Origin of the sequence: Mesorhizobium sp. M8A.F.Ca.ET.202.01.1.1 (assembly GCF_004791595.1) — a bacterium.
Taxonomy (GTDB): Bacteria; Pseudomonadota; Alphaproteobacteria; order Rhizobiales; family Rhizobiaceae; genus Mesorhizobium.
On record NZ_SRUN01000005.1, the window covers coordinates 244,332 to 270,209 of the forward strand.

At 64.1% G+C, this 25,878-nt stretch carries 24 protein-coding genes; 12 read left to right on the forward strand and 12 right to left on the reverse strand.

Annotated features, from left to right (window positions below; genetic code table 11):
* Positions 1–32 precede the first annotated feature (32 nt).
* The 3 genes from EN845_RS14165 to EN845_RS14175 all read left to right on the forward strand — a co-directional run bounded on the left by EN845_RS14165 (position 33) and on the right by EN845_RS14175 (position 4,301).
* Positions 33–1,886, forward strand: coding sequence for an ABC transporter ATP-binding protein (locus EN845_RS14165; protein WP_127870496.1), 1,854 nt, complete (start codon positions 33–35; stop codon positions 1,884–1,886).
* Complete coding sequence (locus EN845_RS14170) at positions 1,886–3,778, forward strand: ABC transporter ATP-binding protein (protein ID WP_127870495.1); 1,893 nt, start codon at positions 1,886–1,888, stop codon at positions 3,776–3,778. Before EN845_RS14165 ends, EN845_RS14170 begins: the two co-directional genes overlap by 1 nt.
* 193 nt (positions 3,779–3,971) lie before the next feature.
* Complete coding sequence (locus tag EN845_RS14175; protein WP_127870494.1) at positions 3,972–4,301, forward strand: hypothetical protein; 330 nt, start codon at positions 3,972–3,974, stop codon at positions 4,299–4,301.
* A 30-nt stretch (positions 4,302–4,331) separates the two neighbouring features.
* On the opposite strand, the gene EN845_RS14180 is transcribed toward EN845_RS14175, so the two are convergent.
* From EN845_RS14180 to EN845_RS14215, 8 genes are all read right to left on the reverse strand, one after another.
* Positions 4,332–5,114 carry an ABC transporter ATP-binding protein gene (locus tag EN845_RS14180; RefSeq protein WP_127276163.1) on the reverse strand — a complete coding sequence of 261 codons (783 nt, stop codon included), beginning with the start codon at positions 5,112–5,114 and terminating at the stop codon, positions 4,332–4,334.
* A 10-nt stretch (positions 5,115–5,124) separates the two neighbouring features.
* On the reverse strand, positions 5,125–5,988 hold the full coding sequence (locus EN845_RS14185) for an ABC transporter permease (RefSeq protein WP_127276161.1): 864 nt from the start codon (positions 5,986–5,988) through the stop codon (positions 5,125–5,127).
* Between the two features lie 28 nt (positions 5,989–6,016).
* Entirely contained in the window at positions 6,017–7,027 is a 1,011-nt protein-coding gene (locus tag EN845_RS14190; RefSeq protein WP_135907109.1) for an ABC transporter substrate-binding protein, read from the reverse strand.
* A 233-nt stretch (positions 7,028–7,260) separates the two neighbouring features.
* Complete coding sequence (locus tag EN845_RS14195; protein WP_167531356.1) at positions 7,261–8,556, reverse strand: hypothetical protein; 1,296 nt, start codon at positions 8,554–8,556, stop codon at positions 7,261–7,263.
* A gap of 101 nt (positions 8,557–8,657) precedes the next feature.
* A complete protein-coding gene (gene hutC, locus EN845_RS14200) occupies positions 8,658–9,389 on the reverse strand; it encodes a histidine utilization repressor (protein WP_127870491.1) in 732 nt (243 codons plus the stop codon).
* Between the two features lies 1 nt (position 9,390).
* The gene (locus EN845_RS14205) at positions 9,391–10,419 is read right to left on the reverse strand and encodes a zinc-binding dehydrogenase (protein WP_127870490.1); all 1,029 of its coding nucleotides are present in this window, start codon (positions 10,417–10,419) and stop codon (positions 9,391–9,393) included.
* Positions 10,420–10,433: 14 nt separating this feature from the next.
* Positions 10,434–11,756 (reverse strand): histidinol dehydrogenase, encoded by a 1,323-nt coding sequence (gene hisD / locus EN845_RS14210; protein WP_127870489.1) that lies wholly within the window; start codon positions 11,754–11,756, stop codon positions 10,434–10,436.
* Positions 11,757–11,840: 84 nt separating this feature from the next.
* Positions 11,841–12,614, reverse strand: a complete 774-nt coding sequence (locus EN845_RS14215) for a glucose 1-dehydrogenase (protein WP_127870488.1) — start codon at positions 12,612–12,614, stop codon at positions 11,841–11,843.
* Between the two features lie 216 nt (positions 12,615–12,830).
* Here EN845_RS14215 and EN845_RS14220 point away from each other — a divergent pair, with 216 nt between their 5' ends.
* Together EN845_RS14220 and EN845_RS14225 are read left to right on the forward strand one after the other, a co-directional pair.
* Positions 12,831–13,934 carry a histidinol-phosphate transaminase gene (locus tag EN845_RS14220; protein ID WP_127870487.1) on the forward strand — a complete coding sequence of 368 codons (1,104 nt, stop codon included), beginning with the start codon at positions 12,831–12,833 and terminating at the stop codon, positions 13,932–13,934.
* A 132-nt stretch (positions 13,935–14,066) separates the two neighbouring features.
* On the forward strand, positions 14,067–15,350 hold the full coding sequence (locus EN845_RS14225) for an FAD-binding oxidoreductase (RefSeq protein WP_127870486.1): 1,284 nt from the start codon (positions 14,067–14,069) through the stop codon (positions 15,348–15,350).
* A 24-nt stretch (positions 15,351–15,374) separates the two neighbouring features.
* Here the strand turns inward: EN845_RS14225 and EN845_RS14230 are convergent, their stop codons facing one another.
* Complete coding sequence (locus EN845_RS14230; RefSeq protein ID WP_127870485.1) at positions 15,375–16,181, reverse strand: SDR family NAD(P)-dependent oxidoreductase; 807 nt, start codon at positions 16,179–16,181, stop codon at positions 15,375–15,377.
* The gene (locus EN845_RS14235) at positions 16,178–17,032 is read right to left on the reverse strand and encodes an NAD(P)-dependent oxidoreductase (RefSeq protein ID WP_127870484.1); all 855 of its coding nucleotides are present in this window, start codon (positions 17,030–17,032) and stop codon (positions 16,178–16,180) included. Before EN845_RS14235 ends, EN845_RS14230 begins: the two co-directional genes overlap by 4 nt.
* Before the next feature lie 235 nt (positions 17,033–17,267).
* Here EN845_RS14235 and EN845_RS14240 point away from each other — a divergent pair, with 235 nt between their 5' ends.
* From EN845_RS14240 to EN845_RS14250, 3 genes are read left to right on the forward strand one after another with little or no spacing between them, the layout of a single operon-like run.
* Positions 17,268–17,912 carry an isochorismatase family cysteine hydrolase gene (locus tag EN845_RS14240; protein WP_127276138.1) on the forward strand — a complete coding sequence of 215 codons (645 nt, stop codon included), beginning with the start codon at positions 17,268–17,270 and terminating at the stop codon, positions 17,910–17,912.
* A gap of 44 nt (positions 17,913–17,956) precedes the next feature.
* Positions 17,957–18,505, forward strand: coding sequence for a MarR family winged helix-turn-helix transcriptional regulator (locus EN845_RS14245; RefSeq protein ID WP_127276136.1), 549 nt, complete (start codon positions 17,957–17,959; stop codon positions 18,503–18,505).
* Positions 18,506–18,545: 40 nt separating this feature from the next.
* Positions 18,546–19,739 (forward strand): amidohydrolase family protein, encoded by a 1,194-nt coding sequence (locus tag EN845_RS14250; RefSeq protein ID WP_127870483.1) that lies wholly within the window; start codon positions 18,546–18,548, stop codon positions 19,737–19,739.
* 21 nt (positions 19,740–19,760) lie between these two features.
* On the opposite strand, the gene EN845_RS14255 is transcribed toward EN845_RS14250, so the two are convergent.
* Both EN845_RS14255 and EN845_RS14260 read right to left on the reverse strand, forming a co-directional pair.
* On the reverse strand, positions 19,761–20,345 hold the full coding sequence (locus EN845_RS14255) for an amino acid synthesis family protein (RefSeq protein ID WP_127870482.1): 585 nt from the start codon (positions 20,343–20,345) through the stop codon (positions 19,761–19,763).
* On the reverse strand, positions 20,342–20,926 hold the full coding sequence (locus tag EN845_RS14260; protein ID WP_127870481.1) for an amino acid synthesis family protein: 585 nt from the start codon (positions 20,924–20,926) through the stop codon (positions 20,342–20,344). The genes EN845_RS14255 and EN845_RS14260 overlap by 4 nt, the downstream gene beginning before the upstream one ends.
* A gap of 256 nt (positions 20,927–21,182) precedes the next feature.
* On the opposite strand from EN845_RS14260, the gene EN845_RS14265 reads away from it, so the two are divergent.
* The 4 genes from EN845_RS14265 (at position 21,183) to EN845_RS14280 (ending at position 25,871) form a co-directional block, all read left to right on the forward strand.
* Entirely contained in the window at positions 21,183–22,187 is a 1,005-nt protein-coding gene (locus EN845_RS14265) for a BMP family ABC transporter substrate-binding protein (protein ID WP_127870480.1), read from the forward strand.
* A 104-nt stretch (positions 22,188–22,291) separates the two neighbouring features.
* Positions 22,292–23,857, forward strand: a complete 1,566-nt coding sequence (locus EN845_RS14270) for an ABC transporter ATP-binding protein (protein WP_127278031.1) — start codon at positions 22,292–22,294, stop codon at positions 23,855–23,857.
* Entirely contained in the window at positions 23,854–24,897 is a 1,044-nt protein-coding gene (locus tag EN845_RS14275) for an ABC transporter permease (protein ID WP_167531357.1), read from the forward strand. Before EN845_RS14270 ends, EN845_RS14275 begins: the two co-directional genes overlap by 4 nt.
* Positions 24,885–25,871: an ABC transporter permease gene (locus tag EN845_RS14280; RefSeq protein WP_127870479.1), complete on the forward strand. Its 987-nt coding sequence runs from the start codon at positions 24,885–24,887 to the stop codon at positions 25,869–25,871. The genes EN845_RS14275 and EN845_RS14280 overlap by 13 nt, the downstream gene beginning before the upstream one ends.
* Positions 25,872–25,878 lie beyond the last annotated feature (7 nt).

A 25,878-nucleotide genomic window follows, 5' to 3' on the forward strand; every position in this document is an offset into this window, starting at 1 on the left:
GGCTAATGTCCGGATCGGTCTGGGTATTTTCCTTGCACACGGATGCAACCAGCGCGGCCAGGCGCGGCAAATCATTTGCCCATGTGGCGGAAGCCTCCTGGGGCAAGGGCCTCAGCACCTTGCTGCGCATCGTGCGCATGACGCTGCGCCATCCCTGGCAGGTTGCCATCACCCTCGTCTCGACCTTTATCGCTGCGACGCTGCAGCTCTTCATTCCGCGCCTCCTTGGGCGCGCCATCGATCAGGCGCAAGGCGTGATGGCCGCGGGGGCCGGCACCGCGGCCGAGCAGGCGCTCTGGAATACGGCCCTGACACTGCTGGCCGTCAGCATCCTGCGCGGCCTCTTCACCATGGCGCAGAACTACTATGGCGAGGCCGTCGGCCATCAGACCGGCTATGAGCTGCGGCTCGCCTTCTACGAGAAGATCCAGCGGCTCAGCTTTTCCTTCCACGACAAGGTCCATACCGGCGATCTCATCACACTCGGACTGCTCGACCTCGACGGCGTGCGCATGTTCTTTTCCACCGGCATCCTGCGCGTGGTGCTGCTCGGCGTGCTGATCGGCGTCGGCGCCTATCTGTTGATCAGCACCGATCTCGTGCTCGGGTTGTTGAGCCTCAGCTTCGTGCCGTTCGTCGCCTGGCGCTCTTCGGTGACGCAACTCCGACTGCGCAGCACCTGGCTGACGCTGCAGGAGCGGCTGTCCGTGCTGAGCCGGGTGATGGATGAGAATCTCGGCGGCATCCGTGTCGTGCGCGCCTTCGCGGCGCAGCGGCATGAGCTGGCAAAATTCGACCGCGCCAAGCAGGATGCGCTGGAACTCGCCAATGAGCGCGTCGACATCCGCGTCTCGAACACCAGCGCCATGAACTTTTCCTTCCTGGCCGCCATGGGCCTGGTTCTCTGGTTCGGCGGCCAGAAGGTGATCGCGGGGCAGATCAGCGTCGGCGCACTGGCCCAGTTTCTCACCTTCATGACCATATTGCAGATGCCGGTGCGCCAGCTCGGCCTGATGGTCAACTCCTTCGCGCGCGCCTCGACCTGTGGCACGCGGCTGTTCGAACTGCTCGATGCCGAACTCGACATCAAGGACGCGCCCGACGCCAGGGAGCTCGTCATCACCGACGGCGTACTGCGCTTCGACAATGTCGGTTTCCGCTATGAGGGCGCGGGCGAGCGTCCGACGCTTTCGGGCGTTTCGTTCGAAGCCAGGCCGGGCGAGACCGTCGGTATCGTCGGCCCGCCGGGCAGCGGCAAGTCGACCATCGCGCATCTGATCCCGCGCTTCTACGACGTGACGTCGGGCGCGATCACCATAGACGGACAGGACATCCGCAAGGTCACGCTGCAGTCGCTGCGCAAGGCGGTCGGCGTCGTCCAGCAGGACGCGTTCCTGTTCACCACCTCGATCGAGAACAACATCGCCTATGGCAATCCCTGGGCGCGCGAGACCCGCATCGGCCAGGCCGCCGAGTATGCCCAGCTGCACAACTATATCATCGGCCTTCCAGCCGGCTACACCACGGTCGTCGGCGAACGTGGCGCGTCGCTTTCCGGCGGCCAGCGGCAGCGCCTGACCATAGCGCGCAGCCTGATGTTGCGGCCATCGGTGCTGGTCTTCGACGATTCCACGGCCGCCGTCGACGCCGGCACCGAGCAGCGTATACGAGCGGCGATGAAGCGCTTCGCCCGGGATCGCGTGACGCTGATCATCTCGCATCGGCTGAGTTCGCTGATGCATGCCGACCAGATCCTGTTCGTCGAGGGCGGGCGGATCGTGGAACGCGGCACGCATGAGGAATTGCTGGCGCTCGGCGGACGCTACCGCGCGCTTTACGACCTGCAGCTACGGCCGGACGACGATCGGCTCGAGGGAGCCGCCTGATGTCGACGCAGGACGACGACGAGAAGGAAGACACAAGCGGCCGCCCGACCAAGGCGGTCGTCGGCTCGCACCGCGATGAGGAAGAGGTCTTCGGCAAGGCCTACGATCCGCGCATCGTCAGGCGCATCTGGAGCTTCGTAAGACCGTATCAGGGCCGGATTTTCATCTCCGTCGCGGCCGTGCTGGTGTTCACGCTGACACAGCTGGCGATCCCGCTGGTCATCCGCTACGCCATCGATCACGGCATGGCGCCGGGCAGGCTCGACCGCTCGGTGATGATCTCCGCGATCGCCGCCTTCACCGTGATCATCCTCATCAACTATGCCGCCAGCCATGTGCAGGAAAGCGTCGTCGGCAAGGTGGCGGAGAACGTGCTGTCCGACCTGCGCCGCGCCATGTTCAGCCACCTGCAGCGCGTCTCGCTGAGCTTCATGGACAAGACCGAGGTCGGCAGGCTGATGTCGCGCCTGCAGGGCGATGTCAATTCGATGCAGGAGTTCCTCGAAACGTCCGTCATGTCGGTAGGCGATATCGTGCTTCTTTTCGGCATCGTCACCGTCCTGCTCTGGCTCGATTTCCGGCTTGGCCTGCTGACGCTGTCGACCATGCCGATTCTGTTCATCGTGCGCCTGTTCTGGCTGCCGCGGGCCAAGGTCGCCTTCATGGCCGCGCACGAAACCAACTCGATCGCCAACGGCGCGCTTGCCGAAGGCATCCACGGCGTGCGTACGGTGCAGAGCCTGGAGCGCCAGCATGTCAATTTCGACCTTTACGACGAAAAGGTTCTGGCCAATCTCAACGCCCATCTGCGGTCGGCGAAATATGCACAGGTGATGGTGCCGATCGTCGACACGCTGACCGGCATCGCCATGGCGACCGTCATCGTCGTCGGCGGGTCGATGGTGCTGTCGCACAGCCTCGATATCGGCGTGATGGTGGCGTTCCTGTTCTACATCCAGCGCTTCTTCGATCCGATCCGCTCGCTCACCATGCAGTACAGCGTCATGCAGCGGGCCATGGCTTCGGGCCAGCGCATCTCCGAAGTGCTCGACGTGCCCGTCGACGTCAGCGACAAGGACGGCGCCATCGCGCTGTCGCGCGACATGGATGGTTCGGTCGAGTTCAGGAACGTCACCTTCGGCTACCGTCAAAATCAGCCGGTGTTGAAGAACATCTCCTTCCGCGTCAATCCGGGCGAGACGGTCGCGCTTGTCGGCCCGACCGGATCGGGCAAGTCGAGCTCGATGGCGCTGGTGCACCGCTTCTACGATGTCTGGTCGGGCGAGGTCCTGGTCGGCGGCCATGACGTGCGCGACCTGACGCAGGATTCGTTGGGCGACCAGGTGGCCATGGTGCTGCAGGAGCCGTTCCTGTTCTCCGGCACGGTGCTGGAGAACATCCGCTATCACAAGACCGGCGCCAGCCGCGAAGAAGTGGTGCGCGCAGCAGTTGCCGTCGGCGCGCACGACTTCATCGAAGACCTGCCCGACGGCTACGACACCGAACTCGAGCAGCGCGGCGGCAATCTCTCGCTCGGCCAGCGCCAGCTGATCAGTTTTGCGCGCGCGCTGGTGGCCGATGCCAAAATCCTTGTGCTCGACGAGGCCACCGCCAGCATCGATTCCTACACCGAGATGCTGATCCAGAAGGCGCTGATCAAACTGCTCGAAGGGCGCACCGGGCTGGTCATCGCGCATCGCCTGGCCACCATCCGCGGCGCAGACCGCATCATCGTCCTGCAGAATGGCGAGATCGTCGAAAGCGGCAACCATGAGCAGCTCATGAAGACGAAAGGTCTCTACGCCCGCCTCTACAACATGAACTACGCTTCCTTCGACGACATTTCCGACGAAGAGATGGGAATGGATGCGGCGGCCGGCAAGGCGACGTGAGCCGGTGCTGGCATGGCGCGAACCGGACGGATTGCTCCATATCCTTGCCGAGAAGACCTTATTTGCGAGATCTCCTGATGTGGCCGCTGACTGCACGCCGTCCCGGGACCGTGAAGCCCGATTTCGTGAAGGAACATGTGCAGCGAGGCGCGCGTTCTTTTCCATATGTCTCGAATGAAAAGGAGACATGCTTATGAAAAAGCCAAGTGTATTCCTCTGTTCCATCGTGTTGACGTTGGCGACGAGCGTTGTCCCGTTTGCCACAGGCGCCGATGCCACCGTTGTCAGGCACCACTATGTCCGCGTCACCACCGCCCATAATGGCAACACGCACGCCGCGAACCGCGGACACAGACACCATTATGGTTGGGTCGGTAGCAGTTGGACCGGCGAGAATTCGACCGACAACAGCAACTGGATGGACAGCTATTACAATGGCTACGGCAGTTACCGTGGGTATGCCGGCGACTTTTGCGGAACCATCGCATGGACGCTCGAGATATGCAGTCCCCACGGCCCGTAATTCCTGACCGCCGGTGAGACCAACGAAGGTTTACGCCATTTCGGGACGTCTTGACGCCTCGCGGATCGCCTTGTGCACGCCGCGTTGCAAATCCATGAAGGCGGGCGTTTCCATCACCTCTTCGCGGCGCGGGCGCTCGATGTCGACGTTGAAGGTCTGCATGATGCGTCCCGGGCCGATCCCCATGACGACGATGCGGTCCGACAGATAGACGGCCTCCTCGACGTCATGCGTGACGAATAGCACGGTGAGCCTGTGCTCTTCCCAGATCTGGGTCAGGAGTTCCTGCATCTGGTGCCGCGTCAAGGCATCGAGCGCGCCGAAGGGTTCGTCCATCAGCAGCATTTTGGGGCGATAGGAGAGCGCGCGCGCGATGGCGACGCGCTGCTTCATGCCGCCCGACAGTTCGGACGGGAAGCGATCGGCGCTTTGCGACAGCTTGACGAGGTCGAGATGCTCGAGCGCGATCTCGCGGCAGGCGGAGCGATCATAGCCGGCGGCCTTGAGGGCAAACTCGATGTTCTGCCGCGCCGTCAGCCAGGGAAGCAGCGTGTAGGACTGGAAGACGACACCACGGTCGAGACCCGGTTGCAGAATCGGCGCGCCGTCGATGCTGAGATCGCCGGCGTCAAAATCCTGCAGTCCGGCGACGATCGACAGCAACGTGCTCTTGCCGCAGCCCGACGTGCCGACGAGGGAGACGAACTCGTTGTCGGCAAGGTCAAGATTGATGTCCCGCAGCACTTCCGTGCGCCGCTCGCCGGCGCCGAAGCTCTTGTCGAGACCGGCGATGCGCAATTTGGGAACAGTCATCGGCGGTTCCTCATTGCGAGTGGCCATCCTGCCGGAACAGCACCTTCTCCAATGCCTTCATGACCTGGTCGGTGATGAGGCCAAGCACGCCCAGGAGCAGGATGTAGCCGATGATGGTGTTGGTCTGGAAATAGCGCTGCGATACGGTGATGCGATAGCCCAGACCGGATGTCGCCGCGACGAGTTCGGCCAGAACCAGCCATGTCCATGCCCAGCCGAGGCTGATGCGCAGCGTGTCCCAGATGCCCGGCAAGGCGCTGGGCACGACGATGCGCGTCAGGATCTTGCGGTCCGGCAGGCCGAGCGTGCGCCCGAGGCCGATGAAGTCGGCGGGGACCCGTTTCACATTGTCCATGATCATCAGCACCTGCTGGAAGAAGGTGCCGATGAAGATGATCAGGAATTTCTGGGTATCGCCGGTGCCGGCCCACAGGATGGAGAGCGGTACGAAAGCGACAACCGGCATATAGCGGATGAAATCCACCAGCGGCTCGATCGCAGCCTCCCAGGAGCGGAAACTGCCGATCAGCACGCCGATCGGGATGGACAGTGCCGAGGCGAGAAGAAAGCCGATGGAAATGCGGTACATGGAGGCCCGGAGGTCCAGCCACAAGGTGCCGTCGGCCGCGAGCTTGGCGATCTGGGTCGCGACGCTGCCCGGCGACGGCAGGAAGATGGGTTTTACCCATTCCAGCCCGGTCGCCGCCCACCAGGCGAGGCCGAGGCCGACAAAGACGGCCACCGCTATCGCCAGGAAACGTGACCGGGCGATCGGCACGCCGATCCCGGAGGATCGGCGACGCGTGGCCTTCTTCGTGACTGGCTTCGCTGCGGAACGGGCCAGATCGGTTTTCGCGGTGGGTTCTCCCGACATCTGCGTTACCACCGCGATCCGGCCTTCGTCATTCCGCCGCCTTGACGAAGGACGGGTCGATCATCTGCTCCGGCGTCACATCGGCCTGAAGCAGCTTGGCGTTCTTCGCCGCCGCTTCGACATCGGCGAATGTCTTGGTGGTAAAATCGCCGGTGAGCGCCGTCTTGTTTTCGGCCAGGGAATAGTAGCGCACGCCGTCAAAGGCGGTGTTGAGGTCCTTGACGTCGGAACCGACCGCCTTGGCGATGATGGCGCGACCGCCTGATGTATCGGCATTGTAGTCCTTGAGCGCGGCGTCCCAGCTCTTGATCATGGCCAGCACCTGGCCGGGCCGCGACTTGATCACTTCGTCGCGCACCACCAGCACGTCGCTGATCAGGCCGGGATCCTCGCCGGCGGTGAACAACAGCTTGACGTCCTTGTTCTGCGCCATGGCGACGGTGAGGTACGGCTCGTAGGTAACCGCGACCGGCACCTGGCCCGCGATCAAGGCGCCGCCGGCATCTGCGGCAGGCATGGGAACCGGCTGGATATCAGCGACCGACATGCCGTTCCTGGCGAGCGCGTATTTGAGCAGGATGTCGCTCGTCGTGCCTTCCTCGAAGGCGACTTGCTTGCCCTTGAGACCGGCGATGGAGGTGACGTCCTTGCCGGCGACGATGGCGTCTGCCGTCATGGAGACATCGAGCAGCAGCACGATCTTCACCGGCAGGCCGGCCGCAACCATGCCCATCGCCGTGTGGGTGGCGATGTTGGCGGCGTCAAGCTGGCCGCTGGCGAGTGCGGCGTTGATACCCTTGTCCTCGGCGAAATTGACGATCTGGACGTCCGACAGGCCGTTCGTCTTGAACAGGCCCTTGGCCTCGGCGACGTGCCACTGGCCATAGCCAAGCCAGGGCTCGATGCCGATCTTGAACGATCCGGCCTCGGGCGTCGTGGGAATGGCCGCATCGGCGGCATGGGCTGTCGGGGCGGCGGTGAGCCCGACGGCAACGGCCATCACCAACGCGCGAAATTGTCCTGCTAGGTTAAGCGTCATCTTTCGTTCCCCTTGGTGATCAGACCGCTTTTTTACCCAGGCATCCGGTCTGGTGAGACTGCGGGTTCTGCTCTTGCGGCACTGTGCCTCGGCGTCTTGCCCGCCACTTCGTGGTTGAAGTGCTGGCACATTTCAGCGTCAGCGGAAGCGGATGTCAAGGCTAAAATACATACATGCATATACAAGTTGAAGTGACTCAAATTTTGCGTTGATCCGGCGCGTCCCCTGCCTGACTACTCATGCTTTTCAGGATCGATCCGATCGAGAAAACCGGTCATCCGGTCGGTTCCGCCATCGGGCTCGCTGCCGACCATGACCGCGACCGAAAACCCGATGAGAGACGAGACCGGCGTGTGGCTGCGCGCGCCGGCCCGCAGGTTCATCACCAGGGTCGGCGACAGGAACAGCCCAGAGCGCAGCACCGTTCGCCAATCCGCCGGCAGCATGCCGCGACGCTTGAGTTCCAGCAGCAAGGGCCGCCACAGTTCCATCGCCTTCACCTCCAGAAGGTCGCGGCGGATCGGGCTCAAATCCCAGTCCGTGTCGACATACAGAAAGTCGCCATCCAGCCGCGCCCGCGCTTGAAAAGCCTGGGTCGCCATGGCCGGATCGTAGAGCCAGAAGGGATGGGCGAAGATGTTGTGGAACGTCGCCTTCACCTCGGCCAGCAGCGTCGGGATGTGCGAGCCGGCAAAGGCCGGATCGAAGAAGGACAGTTCCGCCCGTCCCGCCGTCTCCACGTACCAGACATTGGCATTGTGGGCGTCGCCATGCGCGACCACGCCGCCGGCATCGGCAAGCCGGTCCGGCCGCAGGCGCTCCGCGGCGGCGTCGAAGAGCTCGCCGATGCTGCTGATGTAGCGCTGCCCGTTGATGACGAATTTCAGCCGGGAAAACCGATCCCAATCCAGTTCCGCGCCGGGAAAGACAAACGACTTGCCGACGTAGAAATCGGCCAGGCGGCCACCTGGCGACAAACGCGTATCGGCGTCGATCAGCCGCTCATGAAACAGCCGGTGGATCGGCTCGGCCGACACCTGCGCGACGGTCACCGGATGCAGCGTTTCGAGATAGACATCGAGCAGCCTGGCGGACAGGTCACGCTCGGCAAGAACCGCCTCGCGCCGCCTGCCGGCATCGTCCTTGGTGTCCAGCGCGAACAGAACATCCGAAAATCGAGGATCCACGCGGCGGCTATAGACAAGGATCTGCTCGCCGGGCTGGGCGGACATATGCACGGGCTGGTCGACCGGCAAGCCGGCGCGCGACAGGATTTCGGCCCGGTAATACTCGCCGGCCATCGCCTCTTCCCCTTCTTCCTGATGGAATTTGAAGAAATACGGTTGGCCGTCACTGTCAAAGAAGCCATTCAGGGAGTTGAGGCTGTATTTGTCGACATTGATGCGGACGTTGCCGGGGTTCATCCCGAACAGGTCCCCCAGCAACGCAGTCAGCGCGCGTTGCGCTTCGGCTACATCATGCTGCGCGAGAGCCCGTATCCGGGCCGTGCGGCTCAGTGCCGGCGTCATCCCCAGGCTCCGCAAACCCGTGCGTCCACCAGCCGAAGCACTCTTATCGATACAGGTATATACATTTGAACGAAGCCTCGGCTTGCATTGGTTCGTCGACGTCAGCTTGCCCTGGAAGGCGAGTAGCGGCTGCCTAGCGAGTAGCGGCTGCCGGCATAGGTCAGCTTGCTGATCGTGGCCACGACCGCCCCAGTCCATGTCCGGCGATGCAGGAGAAGGCAGCAACTGCCGACATCGATGCCCAGATGCTGCGCCGACTCCCTGTCGGCCGGGACGGCGGAGATGATATGCTCGACCTCGGTGACCGGGGTCTTCTGCATCAGGTAGTCATAGGTCGCCGTCCTGGTGAAATCCTGCTTGTCATAGTCGGGGATCAGGCCCGGATTGACAAAGCGCTCTTCCAGTTGCACCGGCAGGTCGTTCTCGAAATTGACGACGACGGAGTGATAGATCGAGGTGCGCTTCGCAAACTCGAACGACAGCGCGAGTTCCTTCGTCGGCACGATGGTTTCGAGGACCAGGACTTCGGAGCGATGCCTGTTGCCGCGCTCGACGATCTCGGCGGCGATGTTGTTGATCTCGATCAGAGTCGATTGCGGCCGGGGTGGCGCGATGAATGTTCCGACGCCTTGCAGCCGGATCAGGAATCCCGCGGCGGTCAGTTCCCGCAAGGCCCGGTGAACCGTCATCCGTGACACACCCAGCGAAACCACCAGCTCGTTCTCGGACGGCAGCTTGCGGTCCTTGCCCCATTTGCCCGTTCCGATGTTGGTCAGGATGTAGTCCTTCACCTTCTCGTAAAGGGGGCTCGCCGTATCGGGCAAATCGATCATTTCAAAAATCCTTTCCGGCAGGTTGCCGCATGCGGATGATTGTTTTCAAGCCATCGCTCTTCCCGGCCAACAGCCGCTCATAGGCGGCTGGAATATCGTCCAGGCCTATCTCGCGGTCGACCAAGGCCAGAAGCGGCTCGCTGAGTTCACCCAGCATGCGGACAGCGTCGGGCAATTCGTCGGCGAAGGCGTGACATCCCAGCAATGCAATCTCGCGCTCGACCAGAAGATTGGGGTCGATGTCGAGGCGGCCATGAAATATCCCGACCATCGCCACCGCGCCACCTGGATCGAGAACGCCGAGCAACTGGTTGAACGCAGCGATGCTGCCCGTCGCCTCGACGGCCGCCAGCAGCGGGGCATTGGCGATGGCTGCGGCAATGGCATCGCGGTCGAGATCGACGATCGTGGCGCTCGTTACCCGCGCCACGCGGGCACAACGTGCCTGGTTGCGGTCGGCGACAAGCACGGTTCCGGCGAAGGTTCGGGAGAGCAGCAACGCGGCAAGACCACCGATCGGCCCACAGCCGACGACAAGCACCGAACCGACCGTTTTCGGCAGACGCCGCACCGCGTGCAGCGCGACCGCGAGGGGTTCGGCCATGGCGGCGACCCGTTCGTCAAGGCCGGCGTCGATGACATGGAGCAAACGTGCGGGCAACACCGCCTGTTCGGCGAAACCGCCGTCGCATATTTCGCCGACGAAGCCCAGCGCAGCGCAGAGATGCCGCTTGCCGGCACGGCATTGCGCGCAATCCCCGCACCAGAAACGGGAATCGGCGACGACTCTGTCGCCGACAGCGATTGTGTCGACGCCCTCGCCCAGCGCCATCACCGTGCCGGTCAGTTCGTGGCCAGCCGTCGAAGGCGAACGGCTTATCCACTGGCCGGTGCGGAAATTGTGCAGGTCCGAACCGCAGATTCCGGCGGCATCGATCCTGAGCTTTGCCCAGCCGGCATCCGGGATACCTGGCGCGGCGACATCCTCGACGCGCAGATCCCCCGGTCCATAAAGTCGCGCCGCCTTCATCGCGATGGCCCCCCTTAGCCGGCGAGATAGCGGTCGCGGATCTCCGAAACCGCGTTTTCATGCGAGCTGAAGCCCTCGTAGCGGGCGAGCCGGCGGGCATGGAGCGCCAGTTCCGGATAGGCGGCCGAGGTCACATAGCCAACCGACGAGCGCTTGACGAAATCCGTCACCGAGAGCGGCCCATAGGTGCGCGCCCAGCGGCTGGTCGGCAGCACCGCATTCGGCCCGAGGACGAAATTGGCAAGGGTCACCGGCGTGTGCGGACCCATCAGGATTTCCGCCGCCTCGGTGATGTGGCCGAGATGCGCGAACGGCTCCTTCGAGAGTATCTCGAGATGTTCGGGCGCATAGTCGTTGATGAAGCGGTAAGACTCTTCCAGCGACCCGGTCAGCACGATGCCGCCGCGCTCTCCCGTCAGCACCGCGCGCGAGAATTCCACACGCTGCTCGGTCATGCGCGACCAGTGCTGCGGGATAGCGGCCAGGGCGGCCTCGGCAACCTTGCGGCTGTGCGTCACCAGATAGGCGGAGGAATCCGGCCCGTGCTCGGCCTCGATCAGCAAATCGAGCGCGGCAAGGCCGCCGTCGACGCTGTCGTCGGCAAAGATGATGGCTTCCGACGGTCCGGCCGGCAGACCCGTGTTGATGATCGAGGACAGAACGCTCTTGGCTGCCACCACCCAGGGGCTGCCCGGGCCGACGATCTTGAGTGCCGGCTTCACCGTTTCGGTGCCGTAGGCGACCGCGGCGACGGCCTGGGCGCCGCCGCATTTGTACACGGTCTCGACGCCGGCAAGGCGAGCGGCGACCAGTGTGGCCGCGTCCACGGAACCATCCGGGGTTGGCGGCGTCACGATGGCAATCCGCGGCACGCCGGCAATGACGGCTGGTACCGACGTCATCATCGTCACAGACGGAAAGGCGCCCTTGCCGCGCGGCACGTAAAGCGCGACGGAGGCGATCGGCGTGTACCTGTCGCCGGCATAGGCGCCCGGGCGGACTTCCTTGAGCCACATGGTTTCCGGCTTCTGCTCTTCATGAAAATGCCGGATGTTGTCGATGCCGAACCTGATGCTCTCGACGACATCCTTCTCGACCTTGTCGAACGCCGCGTCGAACTCCGCTTCCGACACCTTCAGTCCGCCTTCGGCCACATTGGCCTTGTCGAGGTCCCTGGCGAAGCGGATCAGGGCGGCGTCACCCTCGTCCCTGACCGCCTGGATGATCGGACGAACCTTTTCGATGAAGACCGACAGATCGCCCTCGGCGCGTTTCAGCAGCCCGGCCCGCCGAGTGGCATCGAGGGATGACAGATCGTGGAAGCTGATGTCGGACATGGATTTTTCCTTCAGTTCAGAGCGCAATGTGCCGACCGGTCACATCTGCGCAAGACATTCAATTCGAAACATCGACGATCTACGTCAGACCGAGGCAAGGAACCCGCCGTCCACCGGAATGGACTGGCCGGTTATGTAGGCGGCGGCATCGGAGGCAAGGAACACGGCGATGCCGTGCAGATCGCGCAGATCGCCGAAACGGTGCTGCGGAATCTTGGCGAGCATGGATTGCCGCCATGCCTCATTGCCGTAAAACACCTCCGTCATCGCCGTCCTGAAATAGCCCGGGGCAATGGCGTTGACCCTGATGCCAAGCTGCGCCCACTCCGCCGCGAGAGCCCGTGTCATGCCGAGCAGACCCGACTTGGAAGAGCCATACGGCACCGCCGTTGGAATGCCGACTTCTGACGTCAGCGAACAGAGGTTGATGATGGCGCCGGGCCGGCCAGCATCCCGCATCTGCCGCGCCGCCGCCTGGGCACAGAAGAACGCCCCCTTGAGATTGGTGTCGACGATCCGGTCCCACAGCGCCTCGTCGACATCGAGCGATGGCCGGACCTCTTCCACCCCGGCATTGTTGACGAGAATGTCGAGGCCGCCAAGCAGGCGGGCTGCCTCGGCAACGGCCGCGCGGCACTGGCCGACATCGGTCACGTCAAGGGCAATGGCGTGCGCAACCCCGCCGCCCGCGCGAATGGCCGCCGCTGTCTCATCAAGCGAGTCCACGCTACGCGCCGTGACCGCGACGTCGGCGCCGGCGGCGCTCAGCGCCTCGGCGATGCTGCGGCCAATGCCGCGGCTGGCACCGGTGACCAGCGCCTTCCTGCCAGAGAGGTCGAAAAGAGCAGCGTTGCGCATGTGATCCTCCTTGGCCGCTCCGGTTGCGTGGCACGGAGACTATCAGATCGACTTACATAGACAAGCATATACAAACAGCCTCGAGTGCGATAGTGGTGACGTCGTCCGCCGCACGCGCGACCACATAGCTGGCTCTTTAATACGAGATGCCACGGGCGGCGATTGTTCGAGGTTTGTCTGGCGACAATAATCGGCCGGCGATGGAGGAGACCAGACATGTCCAACGCTTCAGACATGGTCCGCACCGAAGTCACGCGCCTGTCGCCTTACAATTCCGGGCTGACCATCGCCGAGGTCATGCTGCGATACGCCCCGGCCAGGATCGCCAAACTGGGCTCGAATGAAAACCCGATCGGCCCGAGCCCGACCCTGGCCAAGATGATGCAGGGCGGCTCCGAAATGTTCCGCCTTTATCCGGATCCGGCCGGGCGCGAACTGCGGCAGGCCATCGCCGCCAGACATGCGGCCGGCGAGGATCAGGTCATCCTCGGCAACGGATCGGAAGATCTCCTCTCCGTCATCAGTCGTGCCGTCCTGCGGCCCGGCGACGTCGTCGTCACGCTCTATCCATCGTTCCCGCTGCACGAGGACTATGCGACGCTGATGGGTGCAAGCGTCAACCGTGTAACCGTCAACGGCGATCTCAGCATCAATCTCGACGCGCTGATCGAGGCGGTGCGCGAACGGCCTCGCATGCTGCTGTTCTCGAATCCGATGAACCCGGCCGGCAGCTGGCTCTCCGGCGGCGATCTGTCGAGGCTCCTGGACGCTGTCAGCGACGAGACGCTGATCGTCGTGGATGAAGCCTATGCCGAATATGCCGAAGGCGACGACTATGTCTCGTCCCTGCCCTGTCTGAGCAAACGCGATCAACCCTGGATCGTGCTGCGGACATTTTCCAAGGCGTTCGGACTGGCAGGGCTGCGGATCGGCTTCGGCATTGTCGGCGACCCGCAATTGCGCGCGTTGCTCGACAGGGTGCGCACGCCTTTCAATGTCAATGGCGTCGCGCAGGCCGCCGCGCTTGCGGCGCTCGCCGATGAGGAGCACTTGGCCAAGGTCGTCGCGCTGGCCAGGACGGAGCGGGCACGCGTCGAGCGTTTCCTGGCGGGCAAGGGCCTCGAAGTCGCTTCGTCCAGAGGCAACTTCCTGTTCTTCGACTGCCGGCAAGATGCCACTGCCTTCGTCGAAGGCCTGCTGCGCGAAGGTGTTATCGTCAAACCCTGGAAACAGGAAGGCTTCGACACCTATGTGCGCGTCAGCATCGGTTCGCCGTCGGAGGACGACCACTTCATGGCCGCCCTGTCGCAACTGTTGTGATTTCCCGACGCCACGCAGAATTGCCTGGCGTACCCGACACCAAAGTCTGGGTCTGCCGCGCGTGCCGGATATCGGGCAATTGAAAGCCAGGTTGCCCGTCAAGCCCGCCGCCCTATCGTAAGAGCCCGTCATATGCTGGAAAGCAGCCCGCTCAGAAGTCTCTATCGCGATACGGCTGGCGGCGCCGGCAACTACACCTCCCTTGCCGGCGCACAGCGGGCAAAGGTCGCTATTGTCGGCGCTGGCTTCACCGGCCTGTCGACCGCCTTGCATCTGGCGGAAGCTGGTGACGACGTCTGCGTGCTCGAGGCCCATCAGCCGGGCTGGGGGGCGTCGGGCAGAAATGGCGGCCAGGTCAATCCCGGTCTCAAATACGATCCCGACACGATCGAGGCGATGTTCGGCCCCGATCTCGGGCAGCGGATGATCGACTTCTCCTACGGTGCGCCGGATTTCACCTTCGGCCTCATCAAGCGCCTGTCGATCGATTGCGAGGCCCGGCAAAACGGCACCATACGCGCGGCCATCCGGCCGAAGCCGGCAGCCGCGGTGCGGGCCACGGCAACGCAATGCAAGCGGCGGGGGATGCCGGTCGGCTTGCTCGACGCAAAGGCGATGGCGGCGCGAACCGGCACCGACAGATACATATCCGGCATGTTCGATGCCCGCGGCGGCGACCTTCATCCCTTGAAATACACGCTCGGCCTGGCTGCCGCCGCGCGGAAGGCCGGCGCGCGGATATTCGGCGGCAGCGAAGTCCTCTCGCTGAACAGGCAGGCCGGACGCTGGGTCCTCAAGACGGCAGACGGCTCTGTCAGCGCCGAGAAGGTCCTTGTCGCGACCAACGGCTATACCGGCGACCTGTGGCCGCGCCTGGAGCAGTCGCTCGTTCCGGTGTTCAGCGCCATCGCGGCGACCGAACCGCTGTCACCAACGGTCGCGGCCGCAATCCTCCCTCAAAGGCCCGTCGTTTACGAAGCCGGCAATATCACCGTCTATTACCGCGTCGATGCGCAAAACCGGCTTCTCATGGGCGGCCGGGGACCGATGAGACCCATCGGCGATGCTTCCGCCATCCGCTACCTTACCGACTATGCGCTACGGCTCTGGCCGGTGCTTGCTGGAACCGCGTGGACACATGGCTGGAACGGCCGGGTCGCCATCACCAAGGATCATCTCCTGCACGTTCACGAGCCGGAGGACGGCATCCTGATTTGCCTTGGTTACAATGGCCGTGGCGTCGCCATGGCCTCTGCGATGGGCAATGCGCTGGCAAATCGCCTTCGCGGCGACGCGACCACGCCCTTCCCGATGCCGATATCGGGGCTGAAGCCAATCCGGTTCCATCGCTTCTGGCCGCTTGGCGTCAAGGCGGCGATCCTTTCGGGCCGGGTGAAGGACCGATTCGGCCTCTGACGAGAAGAGCCCGCCCGGCATCTCCTAGCGAACCTTCGGAAACGTGTCGCCGGCCGGCGCGTTGGCCCAGCTCTGCAAGGTCTGGCCGCCGTCGATCAGCCAGTCGACGCCGGTGACGTGCCTTGCCTCGTCCGAGGCGAGGAAAGCCACCGCCGCGGCGACATCGTCCGGTTGGCCGATGCGGCGCAACGGAATCCGGTCGGCGAAATGCTGGACGCTGCTCTTGAAATCGCCCTCCCCAGAAGCCGGCACGCCGAGCGTCGTCTCGATGACACCCGGACAGATGGCGTTGACCCGGATGCCGTAAGGCGCGGCATCGAGCGCCGCGACCCGCGTCAGTCCGACCACGCCATGTTTCGACGCGACATAGCCGGCGCCGCCTGACAGGACGTCCCAACCGGCCATCGACGATCCCATATTGACGATCGAGCCGCCGGTTCCGGCCTTGATCATGGCCTGGAGCGATGCCTGCAAGACGAGGAAGATACCGCGCAAATTGATGCGGATGACGGCGTCCCAATCCTCCACCGGCAGCTCGTGCACGGGAGCGACGACACCGGAAATCCCGGCATTGTTGAACACCACATCCAGCCCGCCGAAGGCCTCGACGGCCGTTTCGACGGCGCCGCGCACGCTGTTCTCGTCGGTGACGTCGGCCTCGATGGCGATGATTTTTTTGCCAAGCGAGCTGGCCAGTTGCCGCGCCGCCGCGCCGTTGCGGTCGACGATCGCGACCCGCGCGCCTTCGTCGAGAAAACGCCGGACCGCGGCGCTGCCAATGGCGCCGGCACCGCCGGTGACGAGGACTTTCTTCCGGTCGAACCGCTTCATCCCTGGGTCTCCGGCTTTGGATAGGAACGCCATGAGTGCCGCGGCTCGAAGCCGATCGTTTCGCGCGCATGGGCCGTATCGAGCACCGAACCGAAGCCGGCAATCGGCCGCGACAGCGGGACAGCTGGATAGACCCGGCGCACGAGCGGCTCGCTTTCCTCCTCCATGAAGGTGTCGGCGGCGCTGAGCAGGACGCGCAGATGGCCACTGCCTTGCCACTCGAGCGCCCGCAGAAAGCCTTGACCGGCATCGCGCGCGTCGAGATAGCTCCACAGGTCGCGGGCACTGTCGGCGGTGGCGCGGCGCGGACCGACGCCGGCGAAGAAGGACTGCGGGGTCTGGATCCACGGCATGCGGATGCTGACGGCTGAAAACGCGCCGCGGCGCACCGCGGCGTCGACGATCTCCTCACCCAGCCATTTCGACAGGCCGTAGGGATCCTGCGCACCGACCGGATGGTTCATATCGACCGGCAGATAAGGCGGAATGACCGTCTTCTCGAAGAAGGGATAGCCGAAGACGCTGAAGGACGAGGCATAGACGAGGCGCCTGGCGCCGGCCAGGGCAGCGGCCTCGACGACATTGTAGGCGGTCGCGATGTTGGTCTTGAACACCTCGCCGCCGGCCCGCCCGGTTGGGCGCGGGATCGCCGCCACATGCACCACGGCATCGCAATCGCGTACCAGCTGCAGGGTCGATCCCAGATCCGTCAGATCGGCGGTGGCGTGCCGCCATGCCGCGCCGGCGGGCGCCACCGCGTCGATGCCCAGCACATCGTGGCCGGCCGCAACCAGGGCCTCGGCCACATGGCGCCCAAGCAGACCGCTGGCCCCGGTGATGATTGTCTTCATATCACAGCCCTCGGCCCGGCAAACTTGGCGATCTGAATATCATTGATGGTCATACAAATCGAGCACATGATTGCCACCTCTTGTCAAGGCCATGTCGCGCCGGACAAATAGCGCATACGCTGGTGCGACCAACGTGCGCAAGGCTGGCGGTCACCGCTTTGCGTCGAACGGGATTGACTTGGCATTCGCCAGGGTTTTTTGTATGAGCATCAACGATCGACCCAAGGAGACCGCCATGGCCGTGGACGTCTTTTCCTCACACCGGCACGACGACGCGATGCGCCTCGATCGGCACCGTGCGGCGATCGTGGTCATCGATATGGTCAATGAATTCTGCAAGCCCGGCGGGGCCATGGTCCTGCCTGGCTATGAGACGCTGGTCCCACCGCAACTGGCTGTCATCGAGGCTGCGCGCGCCGCCGGCGTCCCGGTGATCTGGGTTCACGACGCGCACCGGCCGGGCATGCGCCGCGAGCGCGAATGGGTGAAGCGCACGCCGCATTGCGTGGAAGGAAGCTGGGGACCTGAAATCATCGAGGACCTGGGTGCCCGCGACGATGAGATCCACGTGATCAAGCGCCGCTACTCGGCCTTCTTTCAGACCGACCTCGACCTGACGCTCAAGGACATGCAGGTCGACCAGCTGGTCATATTCGGCGTGGTCACCAATATCTGCGTGCGCTCGACCGTCCACGACGCTTTTTTCCAGGGCTATGAAGTGGTGGTGCCAAGCGATTGCTGCGCGGCGACGGGACCGCGCGAGCAGGAAAGCTCGCTCTACGATATAGCGACTCATTTCGGCGTGGTCAGCGGTTCGGCTGATGTCGTCGCGGCTCTTCGCGATGGAGCCTCACTGCAACCGGCTGAAGTTGCGGCTTGAGCCCTGGAGTGAGCAACATCCAAGACAGGCAACAGGAGTCCGGTTTGACGACCGAAAAGAAATCCGAGAAAGACGCGACACCGAAGCGGCAGCGCGGCAAGGCGCCGCCGCTGAGCCGCGAGCAGGTGCTGCAGCAATACGCGCAGACCGGATACGCGTTGGACCTCCATCCGGCTCACGTCATCCGCAAGGCGCATCAGCGCGCGACGCTGCGGTTCCAGCAGGTGATGGCGGGCGAAGACCTTTCGCCGACCCAGTTCGCCGCGCTTGCCACGATCCTCAAACATGGCGAGGTCTCGCAGAACCACCTCGGCCGGCTGACGGCGATGGACCCGTCGACCATCAGCATCGTGATGCGCAAGCTGCTCAAGCACGGACTGATCACGCGCAGCGCCTCCGACACCGACCAGCGCCTGTCGATGATCGCTCTGACCGAGAAGGGGACCGAGTATACGCTCGAACGGCTTGAACGCAGCGTCGAAGTCGGGCGCCGCTTCCTGTCGCCGCTTTCACCCGCCGAGCAGGCGACGTTGCTCCGCCTGCTCACGCGCATCAACGACGACGATCCATCGAATGGCGACAGCGGCAAATAGGCCGCGTCGGGACGTTCCATACCAGCAGAAGTGAGAACCGATGTCGTCCGACCCCAAGTCGTCTGCCAACACGCTCGTCGTCCGCAATATCGGCCTGATGCTGAGCGGTGACCTCGGCCGACCGATCCTCGAGGCCGACACCATTGTCGTTGCCGACGGGCGCATTTCCGCCATCGGCAAGGCAAGCGAGGTCGACGGCGGCAATGCGGCGACGATCATCGACGCGATGGGCTGCGCCGTGGCGCCGGGGCTCATCGACAACCATGTCCATCCGGTCGCTGGCGATTGGACGCCGCGGCAAAACCAGATCGGCTGGATGGATTCGACCGTGCATGGCGGCGTCACCACGATCATTTCGGCGGGAGAGGTCCACACACCGGGCCGCCCGCGCGACCTGGTCGGGCTGAAGGCGCTGGCGATCGCGGCGCAGAGGACCTTCTCCAACTTCCGCCCCAACGGCATGAAGATCCTGGCCGGCGCTCCCATACTGGAACCAGGCCTAGTCGAGGAGGATTTCCGCGCCCTCGCCGAGGCCGGCGTGACGCTTGTCGGCGAGGTCGGGCTCGGCGGCGTCAAGGACGGTCCGACCGGCCGCCAGATGATCGGCTGGGCGCGCAAATACGGCATGACCTCGATGACCCATACGGGCGGCCCATCCCTGCCCGGCTCCGGCCGCATCGGCGCCGATGTCGTGCTGGAGGTCGATGCCGACATCGTGGCTCACGTCAATGGCGGACCGACGGCACTGCCGGAAGCTGAGATCCGGCAGATCTGCGAGAACGGCTCGCGCGCGCTGGAAATCGTCCACAACGGCAATCTGCGCACCGGCCTGTTCGTGCTCGAGCTGGCAAGGCAGCGCGGCGAACTTTCGCGCGTCATCCTCGGCACCGACAGCCCAGCCGGATCGGGCGTGCAGCCGCTCGGCATCCTGAGGACGCTGACGACGCTCGCTTCGCTGGGCGGTATCGCCCCTGAAGTGGCGTTCTGCCTTGCCAGCGGCAACACGGCGCGCGTGCGCGGACTGGCTGACCGCGGCATCATCGAGGTCGGCCGCGCCGCCGACCTCATCTTCATCGACCAGGCGATTGGTGGCGCCGGTGACGGACTGCTGGACAGCGTGGCGCTCGGCAATCTGCCGGGTATCGGCATGGTGATCATCGACGGCGAGGTGCGCACCAACCGCAGCCGCAATACTCCGCCGGCGATGCGGGTGCCGGAAGTCAGGGCGGCGTAGCGGCAGCCACCTGCGAACGCATCAACTTACGCCGTCCTTGCCGACGATCTTGTCCGTGGTCAGCCCGCCGACACGCGGATGCGGCCTGCCGGAATCGGTGACGGCGATGGCGACGACGATCTCGTCGGCACGCGGTGCGTCGGGAACGCGAACCTCCATGCCGTCGAAATGGCTGCGCACCCGCGCCGCGTCCTTGTGGCCGAGCGGAATGTCGAGCGGCACGCCAAGGCCACCGCGCTTCTTCGATGAGGGGATGAGCGCGGCCCCCTTGCCGAGCACATCGCGGAACGGGGCGCCGAGCGTTGGATGAAGGATGGCGGCGGCATGTTCAAGCTCGCCATCGGCGCCGACGGCGGCGGCCTTGCCGAAGCTCTCGACCTGGTCACCGCCAATGCCGAGGGCCGCGACGGCCCGCCTGGGCAAGATGTCGCCCAACGCCTCACCAACGACACTCAGCGCCGACAGATCCTCGACAAAAGTGCCGGCATAGGGATTGCGGATCACCGCGATCACCGCGGCGCGACGGGTTGGCGGATCGACGGGGCGGCCGCCTTCGATCAGGGTTTCCTCGACGATGGTAATGACGCGGCGGATTTCAGGGCTCATCGCAAGCCGTCCTCGCCCTTGATATCGGCTGCCGCCAGGCCGCCGACCCGAGCGTGAACGCGCGCCCCGGTGGTCATCGCCAGGATGACAGCCATCTCGTCGCTGCGCGGCGCATCGCCGACGCCGATCTCGATGGCGTCGAAATGGCTGCGCACATAGGAGGCGTTTATGTGCGTTATCGGAATGTCGATGCGCGTTCCCGGGCCACCGACCTTCTTGGTCGACGGCACGATAGCCTTGGCGTTGCCGAGAAGTTCGCGCATCGCGTAGCCGCCCGGATTGTGCCAGAGCGCACCGTGTTCGAGCTCTCCGGCGGCGCCGACGACGGCGCCCTTGCCATAGCCTTCGATGGCTGAAACCCCCTCGCCCATGGCGTCGATCAGGCGCCGGGCCATGTCGAGGCCGAGCGGCTTCAGGTCCTCCATGAATCCGGTGATCTCTTCCACGTAGCGTCCGGCAAATGGGTTGGCGATGACCGCCACGATCGCGCCGCGCTTGGGCGGGCGGGCCGCGAGGGGGCCGCCCTCATGGAAGATCTCTTCGACCTGAACCAGAAATTTCCTGACCACAACAGCCGGCATGGCGCGTTTCCTTCGTCCCGTCGTTCTGATGAAACTCGTTAGAGTACCAACAATTATGCATCGCCGATATTTGTCAAGCGTCGACAAGGACCATGCGGACAAAGCGGTGAGAAAACTGCACCGGAGGACGATTGACAGCCTGTTTGGCCGCTCATAAACTCATATGACCATCAACGAACTCGCCAGTGTCCCGGCGATATTTAGGGGATGGTCAAGGCGTGGCTTCAAAAGCTGAAAAAAGCTGAAGGGGAATGACATGACAAGGGCACTCAAGAGTTTGTTTCTGGCCGGCACGATGCTTGCCGTTTCGTTGGGATCGGCCGCCGCACAGTCCAAGGTTTCCGTGGCCGCCATCTCGGGATATTTCGCACAGGGCTTCGGCGTTTCGATCGTCAACGGCCTCAACAAGGCCAAGACCGATTTCGGCATCGACCTCAAGCTGGTCGACACCGGCAATCGTGCCCTCGACTATGAGGAGCAGTTCGAAAACCTCGCCAAGGGCAAGCAATACGACCTCATCTTCGTGATGGGCTGGGAGTTGGTGGACTCGTTGCAGAAGGTCAGCAAGGAATATCCCGACCAGCGCTTCGTGTTCATCGACGGCGTGCTCGACAATCCCAAGATGATCTACGCCAACTTCGCCGAGGAGCAGGGCTCGTTCGTCGCCGGCGCGCTGGCCGGCATGGTCGAGGCCAAGGGCAGTGAATTTCCCAAGATCGGCGACGGCAAGGCAATCGGTTTCGTCGGCGGCCGCGATATCCCGGTGATCCGCAACTTCCTCGGCGGCTACGAGCAGGGCGCAAAATATGCCGCGCCCGATGTGAAGGTGAATTCCGTGTTCGCCGGAACCTTCGACGACCCGGCCAAGGGCAGCGAACTTGCCCAGGCGCTTTACGGCCAGGGCTCCGACATCGTCTACAACGTTGCCGGCCCGACGGGTGAAGGCGTGATGCAGGCAAGTGCCGCCGCCGACAAATATTCGATCGGCGTCGATATCGACATGTGCGGCACGGCTCCCGGGAATGTGCTCGGCAGCATGTTGAAGCGGGGCGACATCGCGGTCTACACGCTGATCAAGGACGAAGTCGGGGGCCACAAGGTGACCGCCGGCACCCGCACGTTCGACCTCGCTTCGGGCGGTGTCGAGTTCAAGGTGTGCGACGATATTGCCCCCACGATCCCGGCCGACGTGACCGCCAAGCTGGACGACATCAAAAAGGGCATCGTCGACGGCAAGATCGCGATCACCAAGGCGAAATAGGCCAACACCAGCGCATCCCTCCCAAGAAAGCGCTACGCTGATCCGCCGCGGCTTGCCGCGACGGATCAGCGTCCAGTTTATGTGAGCCCCCAATCTGGGAGAGCATCGTGTCGAACGCGCCGGGGTCACCGCCCCTCCACAGCACCTCCGCGATGGCCGTCGAACTGGCTGCCATCACCAAGCGGTTTGGCGCCTTCATCGCCAATGACGGCATCGACCTGGTCGTACGCCGGGGCGAAATCCACGCCATCATCGGCGAGAACGGCGCCGGCAAGACGACGCTGATGAACATCCTGTTCGGCCTGCTCCAGCCGGACGAGGGCTCGATCCGGCTGAATGGCGAGACGACCGTGGTCGCCGATCCGGCCGCCGCGATCAAGGCCGGGCTCGGCATGGTGCACCAGCATTTCAAGCTGGTGCCTTCGCTCTCGGTCGCCGACAACGTCTTTCTCGGCATGGAAATCCGCCGTCATGGATTGATCGACCATGCCGCCCAGATCGAACGCACACGCGACCTGTCGAAGCGTTTCGGGCTGCATGTCGACCCGACGGAGCGCGTCGGACTGCTCTCGGTCGGCATCGAGCAGCGCATCGAAATCCTCAAGGTTCTGGTGCGCGGCGCCCGCACCATCATCCTCGACGAGCCGACCGCCGTGCTGACGCCGCAGGAGAGCCGTGAGCTGTTCCAGACACTGCGCAGTTTCGTGGCCGAAGGCATGACGGTGATCTTCATCTCGCACCATCTGGAAGAGGTGATGGAGGTGTCCGACACGGTGACGGTGCTGCGCAACGGCAGGAAGGTGGCAACTCGTCCGACATCGGAACTCAGCAAGGACGAATTGGTGCGCATGATGGTCGGCCGCGAGGTCAGTTTCGACCGCCGGCCGCGCGCGGCGCTGCATGGCGGCGCCGTCCTCGAGGTCAAGGATCTGTGGGCGCGTGACGACCGCCGGCTGCCGGCTGTTCGCGGCGCCAGTTTCACCGTTCGCGCTGGCGAAGTGGTGGGAATCGCCGGCGTGGCCGGCAATGGGCAGACGGAGTTGGCGGAGGTGCTTTCCGGCCTGCGGCCGGCAAGCCATGGCGAGGCATGGCTGAAAGGCCGGGATCTCACCATGCTTTCCCCAGCCGCGATACGCGAGGCGGGCCTTGCCCATGTGCCGGGCGACCGCATGGTGCGCGGGGTCGATCGCAATGCGTCGATCGCGGCAAACACGCTGATGGGCCGCCAGCATCGTGCACCGTGGAGCCGCGGCGGCGTGCTGGACTGGAAGGCGATCGCCGGGAATGCCGGAGCGCTGATCAAGAGCTTCGATATTCGCGCGCAAGGGTCGGGCGATCCCGTCAAGCGGCTGTCGGGCGGCAATATCCAGAAGGTCGTGCTGGCGCGCGAATTCACCAATGGTGCCGACTTCCTGCTGATCGATCAGCCGACGCGCGGCGTCGACATCGGCGCCCAGGAGGCCATCCATGACGAGATCATGCGCCAGCGCGCGGCCGGCCGTGCGATCCTGCTGATTTCCGTGCAGCTTGATGAGCTGGCGGCGCTTGCCGATCGCATCCTGGTGATGTTCAACGGGCGGATCATGGGCGAAGTCGCCGGTGATGATGCCGACGAGGACCGTATCGGCATGATGATGGCGGGCGTGTCGCCTGAGCTGGAGCCCGCATGATGAATGACCGCTTGCGCGCCTTTTCCGGTCAGATCATCGCCATCGGCGTTGCCTTGCTGCTGGGAGCCATCATCATCCTCATGGTCGGCGAAAGCCCGGTCCGTGTCTTGATGACGCTGCTGCGCGGCGCCTTCGGCGACCAGGAGAAAATTGCCGGTACCTTGCTGCAGACGACACCGATCCTGATTTGTGGCGTCGCCGCCTGCATCGGGCTGCGCGGCGGCATGTTCAATGTCGGCATCGAGGGCCAGCTTTTCCTGGGCGGATTTGCCGCCGCCTGGGTCGGCTTCAGCTTTTCCCTGCCGCCAGGCATCCATACGCTGGCTGCGCTGGCGCTCGCGATCGCCGCAGGTGCCGCCTGGGTCGCCATCCCTGCCTATTTCCGCGCCCGCTACAACACCAACGAAGTGGTCTCGACGATCCTGTCGAACTACATCGCCGTTCTGCTCACCTCCTATTTCACCATCTTCCTGTTCAAGCGGCCCGGCGGCTGGTCGGAGACACCGCCGATCCTGGCGACGGCCTATCTGCCTGAGATCTTTTCATTCTCGCGGCTGAACTGGGGACTGGCGATCGGCCTGCTGCTGGCGGTCGGCGTCGCGCTGGTCTTCCGCTACACCAGCTGGGGCTACGGCGTGACCATGGTCGGTTCGGCGCCGAAATTCGCCGAATATGGCGGCGTCAACGTGAAACGTCAGGGCTTCGTGGTCCTGCTGCTTTCGGGCGCCGTCGGCGGACTGGCCGGCGGCGTCGAGACGCTCGGCGTGCACCACCGGTTCATGGAAGGCTTTGCGCCTGGCTTCGGCTTCGACGGGCTGATCGCCGCCCTGCTCGCCAACGGCTCGCCGGTTGCCACCATCGTCACGGCGCTGTTCTTTGGCGCGCTGCGCAGCGGGTCGCTGCTGCTCGAGGTCGATACCAGCGCGTCACGCGAAATCATCACCGTGATCCAGGCGTTGATCATCCTCAGCGTATCGGCGCAGGTTCTGATCAAACGCCGCGGCGACAGCCAGGCGGGGGAGCGGCGATGGAAATTCTAGATAAGCTCATCAACGTCGCGCTGATCGCGGCGACGCTGCGCACCACCGCGCCCATTCTCCTGGTCGCTCTTGGCGGGTCGTTCACCACCAAGGCCGGCATCTTCAACATCGGTCTCGAGGGGCAGATGCTGGCCGGCGCCTTCTTCGCCGTCATCGGCTCGATCTGGACAGGTTCGGCCTTCGCGGGTGTCGCCTGCGGTGTGGCCGCAGCACTTGCCTTCGCGCTCGCCTTTGCCGTTCTGGTGGTGACCTTCCGGGCCAATGAAGTGGTCGTCGGGCTGGCGCTCAACATCCTCGCCGGCGGCATGACGATCTCGCTGATGAAAGCGATTTTCGGCACGCGCGGATCGATCGTCGGTCACGGCATTGTCGGCCTGCCGAAGGTGCAGATACCCGGCGCGCAGGCACTGCTCGGCTCATGGGCGCCGCTGATCTCGGGGTTCACGCCGATCGTCTATGTCGCGTTCATCGCGGTGCCGCTGCTGGTGCTGTTCTACAACCGCACCCGGCTCGGGCTCTATATCCGCGTCGTCGGCGAGAAACCCGAGGCGGCCGAGGCGCTCGGCATCTCGATCACCCGCGTCCGCTACATCGCCTCGCTGCTGTGCGGATTGCTGGCGGGGCTGGCCGGCGCGCATCTGTCGCTCGGCTACATCACCATGTTCACCGAGAACATGTCTTCCGGCCGCGGCTTCATGGCGGTGGCGATCCTGATCTTCTCCAACGGCGATCCGCTCAAGGTGCTGGCCGGCTGCCTGCTGTTCGGCTTCGCCGACGCCTTCTCGCTGCGCCTGCAGACCTTCGGGTTTCCGTCCTATCTGGTGCTGACCGTGCCCTATGTCGTGGCACTGACGGCGCTGTTCGTGCTGTCCTACCAGGCACGGCCAAAGATCATCAAGGAGACGCTGGCGTCGATGCAGAAACTCTTGTCGACGGACAGGAACAGCGCCTCGGTCGACAAAAATCCGCAATGAAGGAACT

Coding starts and splice junctions, on each gene's coding strand:
- hutC (WP_127870491.1), bottom strand. CDS start 9,389: ATGATCGATTTGCCCGATACGGCGAGCCCCCTTTACGAGAAGGTGAAG.
- EN845_RS14205 (WP_127870490.1), bottom strand. CDS start 10,419: ATGAAGGCGGCGCGACTTTATGGACCGGGGGATCTGCGCGTCGAGGAT.
- EN845_RS14215 (WP_127870488.1), bottom strand. CDS start 12,614: ATGCGCAACGCTGCTCTTTTCGACCTCTCTGGCAGGAAGGCGCTGGTC.
- EN845_RS14190 (WP_135907109.1), bottom strand. CDS start 7,027: ATGACGCTTAACCTAGCAGGACAATTTCGCGCGTTGGTGATGGCCGTT.
- EN845_RS14170 (WP_127870495.1), top strand. CDS start 1,886: ATGTCGACGCAGGACGACGACGAGAAGGAAGACACAAGCGGCCGCCCG.
- EN845_RS14235 (WP_127870484.1), bottom strand. CDS start 17,032: ATGAAGACAATCATCACCGGGGCCAGCGGTCTGCTTGGGCGCCATGTG.
- EN845_RS14265 (WP_127870480.1), top strand. CDS start 21,183: ATGACAAGGGCACTCAAGAGTTTGTTTCTGGCCGGCACGATGCTTGCC.
- EN845_RS14175 (WP_127870494.1), top strand. CDS start 3,972: ATGAAAAAGCCAAGTGTATTCCTCTGTTCCATCGTGTTGACGTTGGCG.
- EN845_RS14230 (WP_127870485.1), bottom strand. CDS start 16,181: ATGAAGCGGTTCGACCGGAAGAAAGTCCTCGTCACCGGCGGTGCCGGC.
- EN845_RS14220 (WP_127870487.1), top strand. CDS start 12,831: ATGTCCAACGCTTCAGACATGGTCCGCACCGAAGTCACGCGCCTGTCG.
- EN845_RS14260 (WP_127870481.1), bottom strand. CDS start 20,926: ATGCCGGCTGTTGTGGTCAGGAAATTTCTGGTTCAGGTCGAAGAGATC.
- EN845_RS14275 (WP_167531357.1), top strand. CDS start 23,854: ATGATGAATGACCGCTTGCGCGCCTTTTCCGGTCAGATCATCGCCATC.
- EN845_RS14180 (WP_127276163.1), bottom strand. CDS start 5,114: ATGACTGTTCCCAAATTGCGCATCGCCGGTCTCGACAAGAGCTTCGGC.
- EN845_RS14250 (WP_127870483.1), top strand. CDS start 18,546: ATGTCGTCCGACCCCAAGTCGTCTGCCAACACGCTCGTCGTCCGCAAT.
- EN845_RS14195 (WP_167531356.1), bottom strand. CDS start 8,556: ATGACGCCGGCACTGAGCCGCACGGCCCGGATACGGGCTCTCGCGCAG.
- EN845_RS14225 (WP_127870486.1), top strand. CDS start 14,067: ATGCTGGAAAGCAGCCCGCTCAGAAGTCTCTATCGCGATACGGCTGGC.
- EN845_RS14255 (WP_127870482.1), bottom strand. CDS start 20,345: ATGAGCCCTGAAATCCGCCGCGTCATTACCATCGTCGAGGAAACCCTG.
- EN845_RS14240 (WP_127276138.1), top strand. CDS start 17,268: ATGGCCGTGGACGTCTTTTCCTCACACCGGCACGACGACGCGATGCGC.
- EN845_RS14280 (WP_127870479.1), top strand. CDS start 24,885: ATGGAAATTCTAGATAAGCTCATCAACGTCGCGCTGATCGCGGCGACG.
- hisD (WP_127870489.1), bottom strand. CDS start 11,756: ATGTCCGACATCAGCTTCCACGATCTGTCATCCCTCGATGCCACTCGG.
- EN845_RS14185 (WP_127276161.1), bottom strand. CDS start 5,988: ATGTCGGGAGAACCCACCGCGAAAACCGATCTGGCCCGTTCCGCAGCG.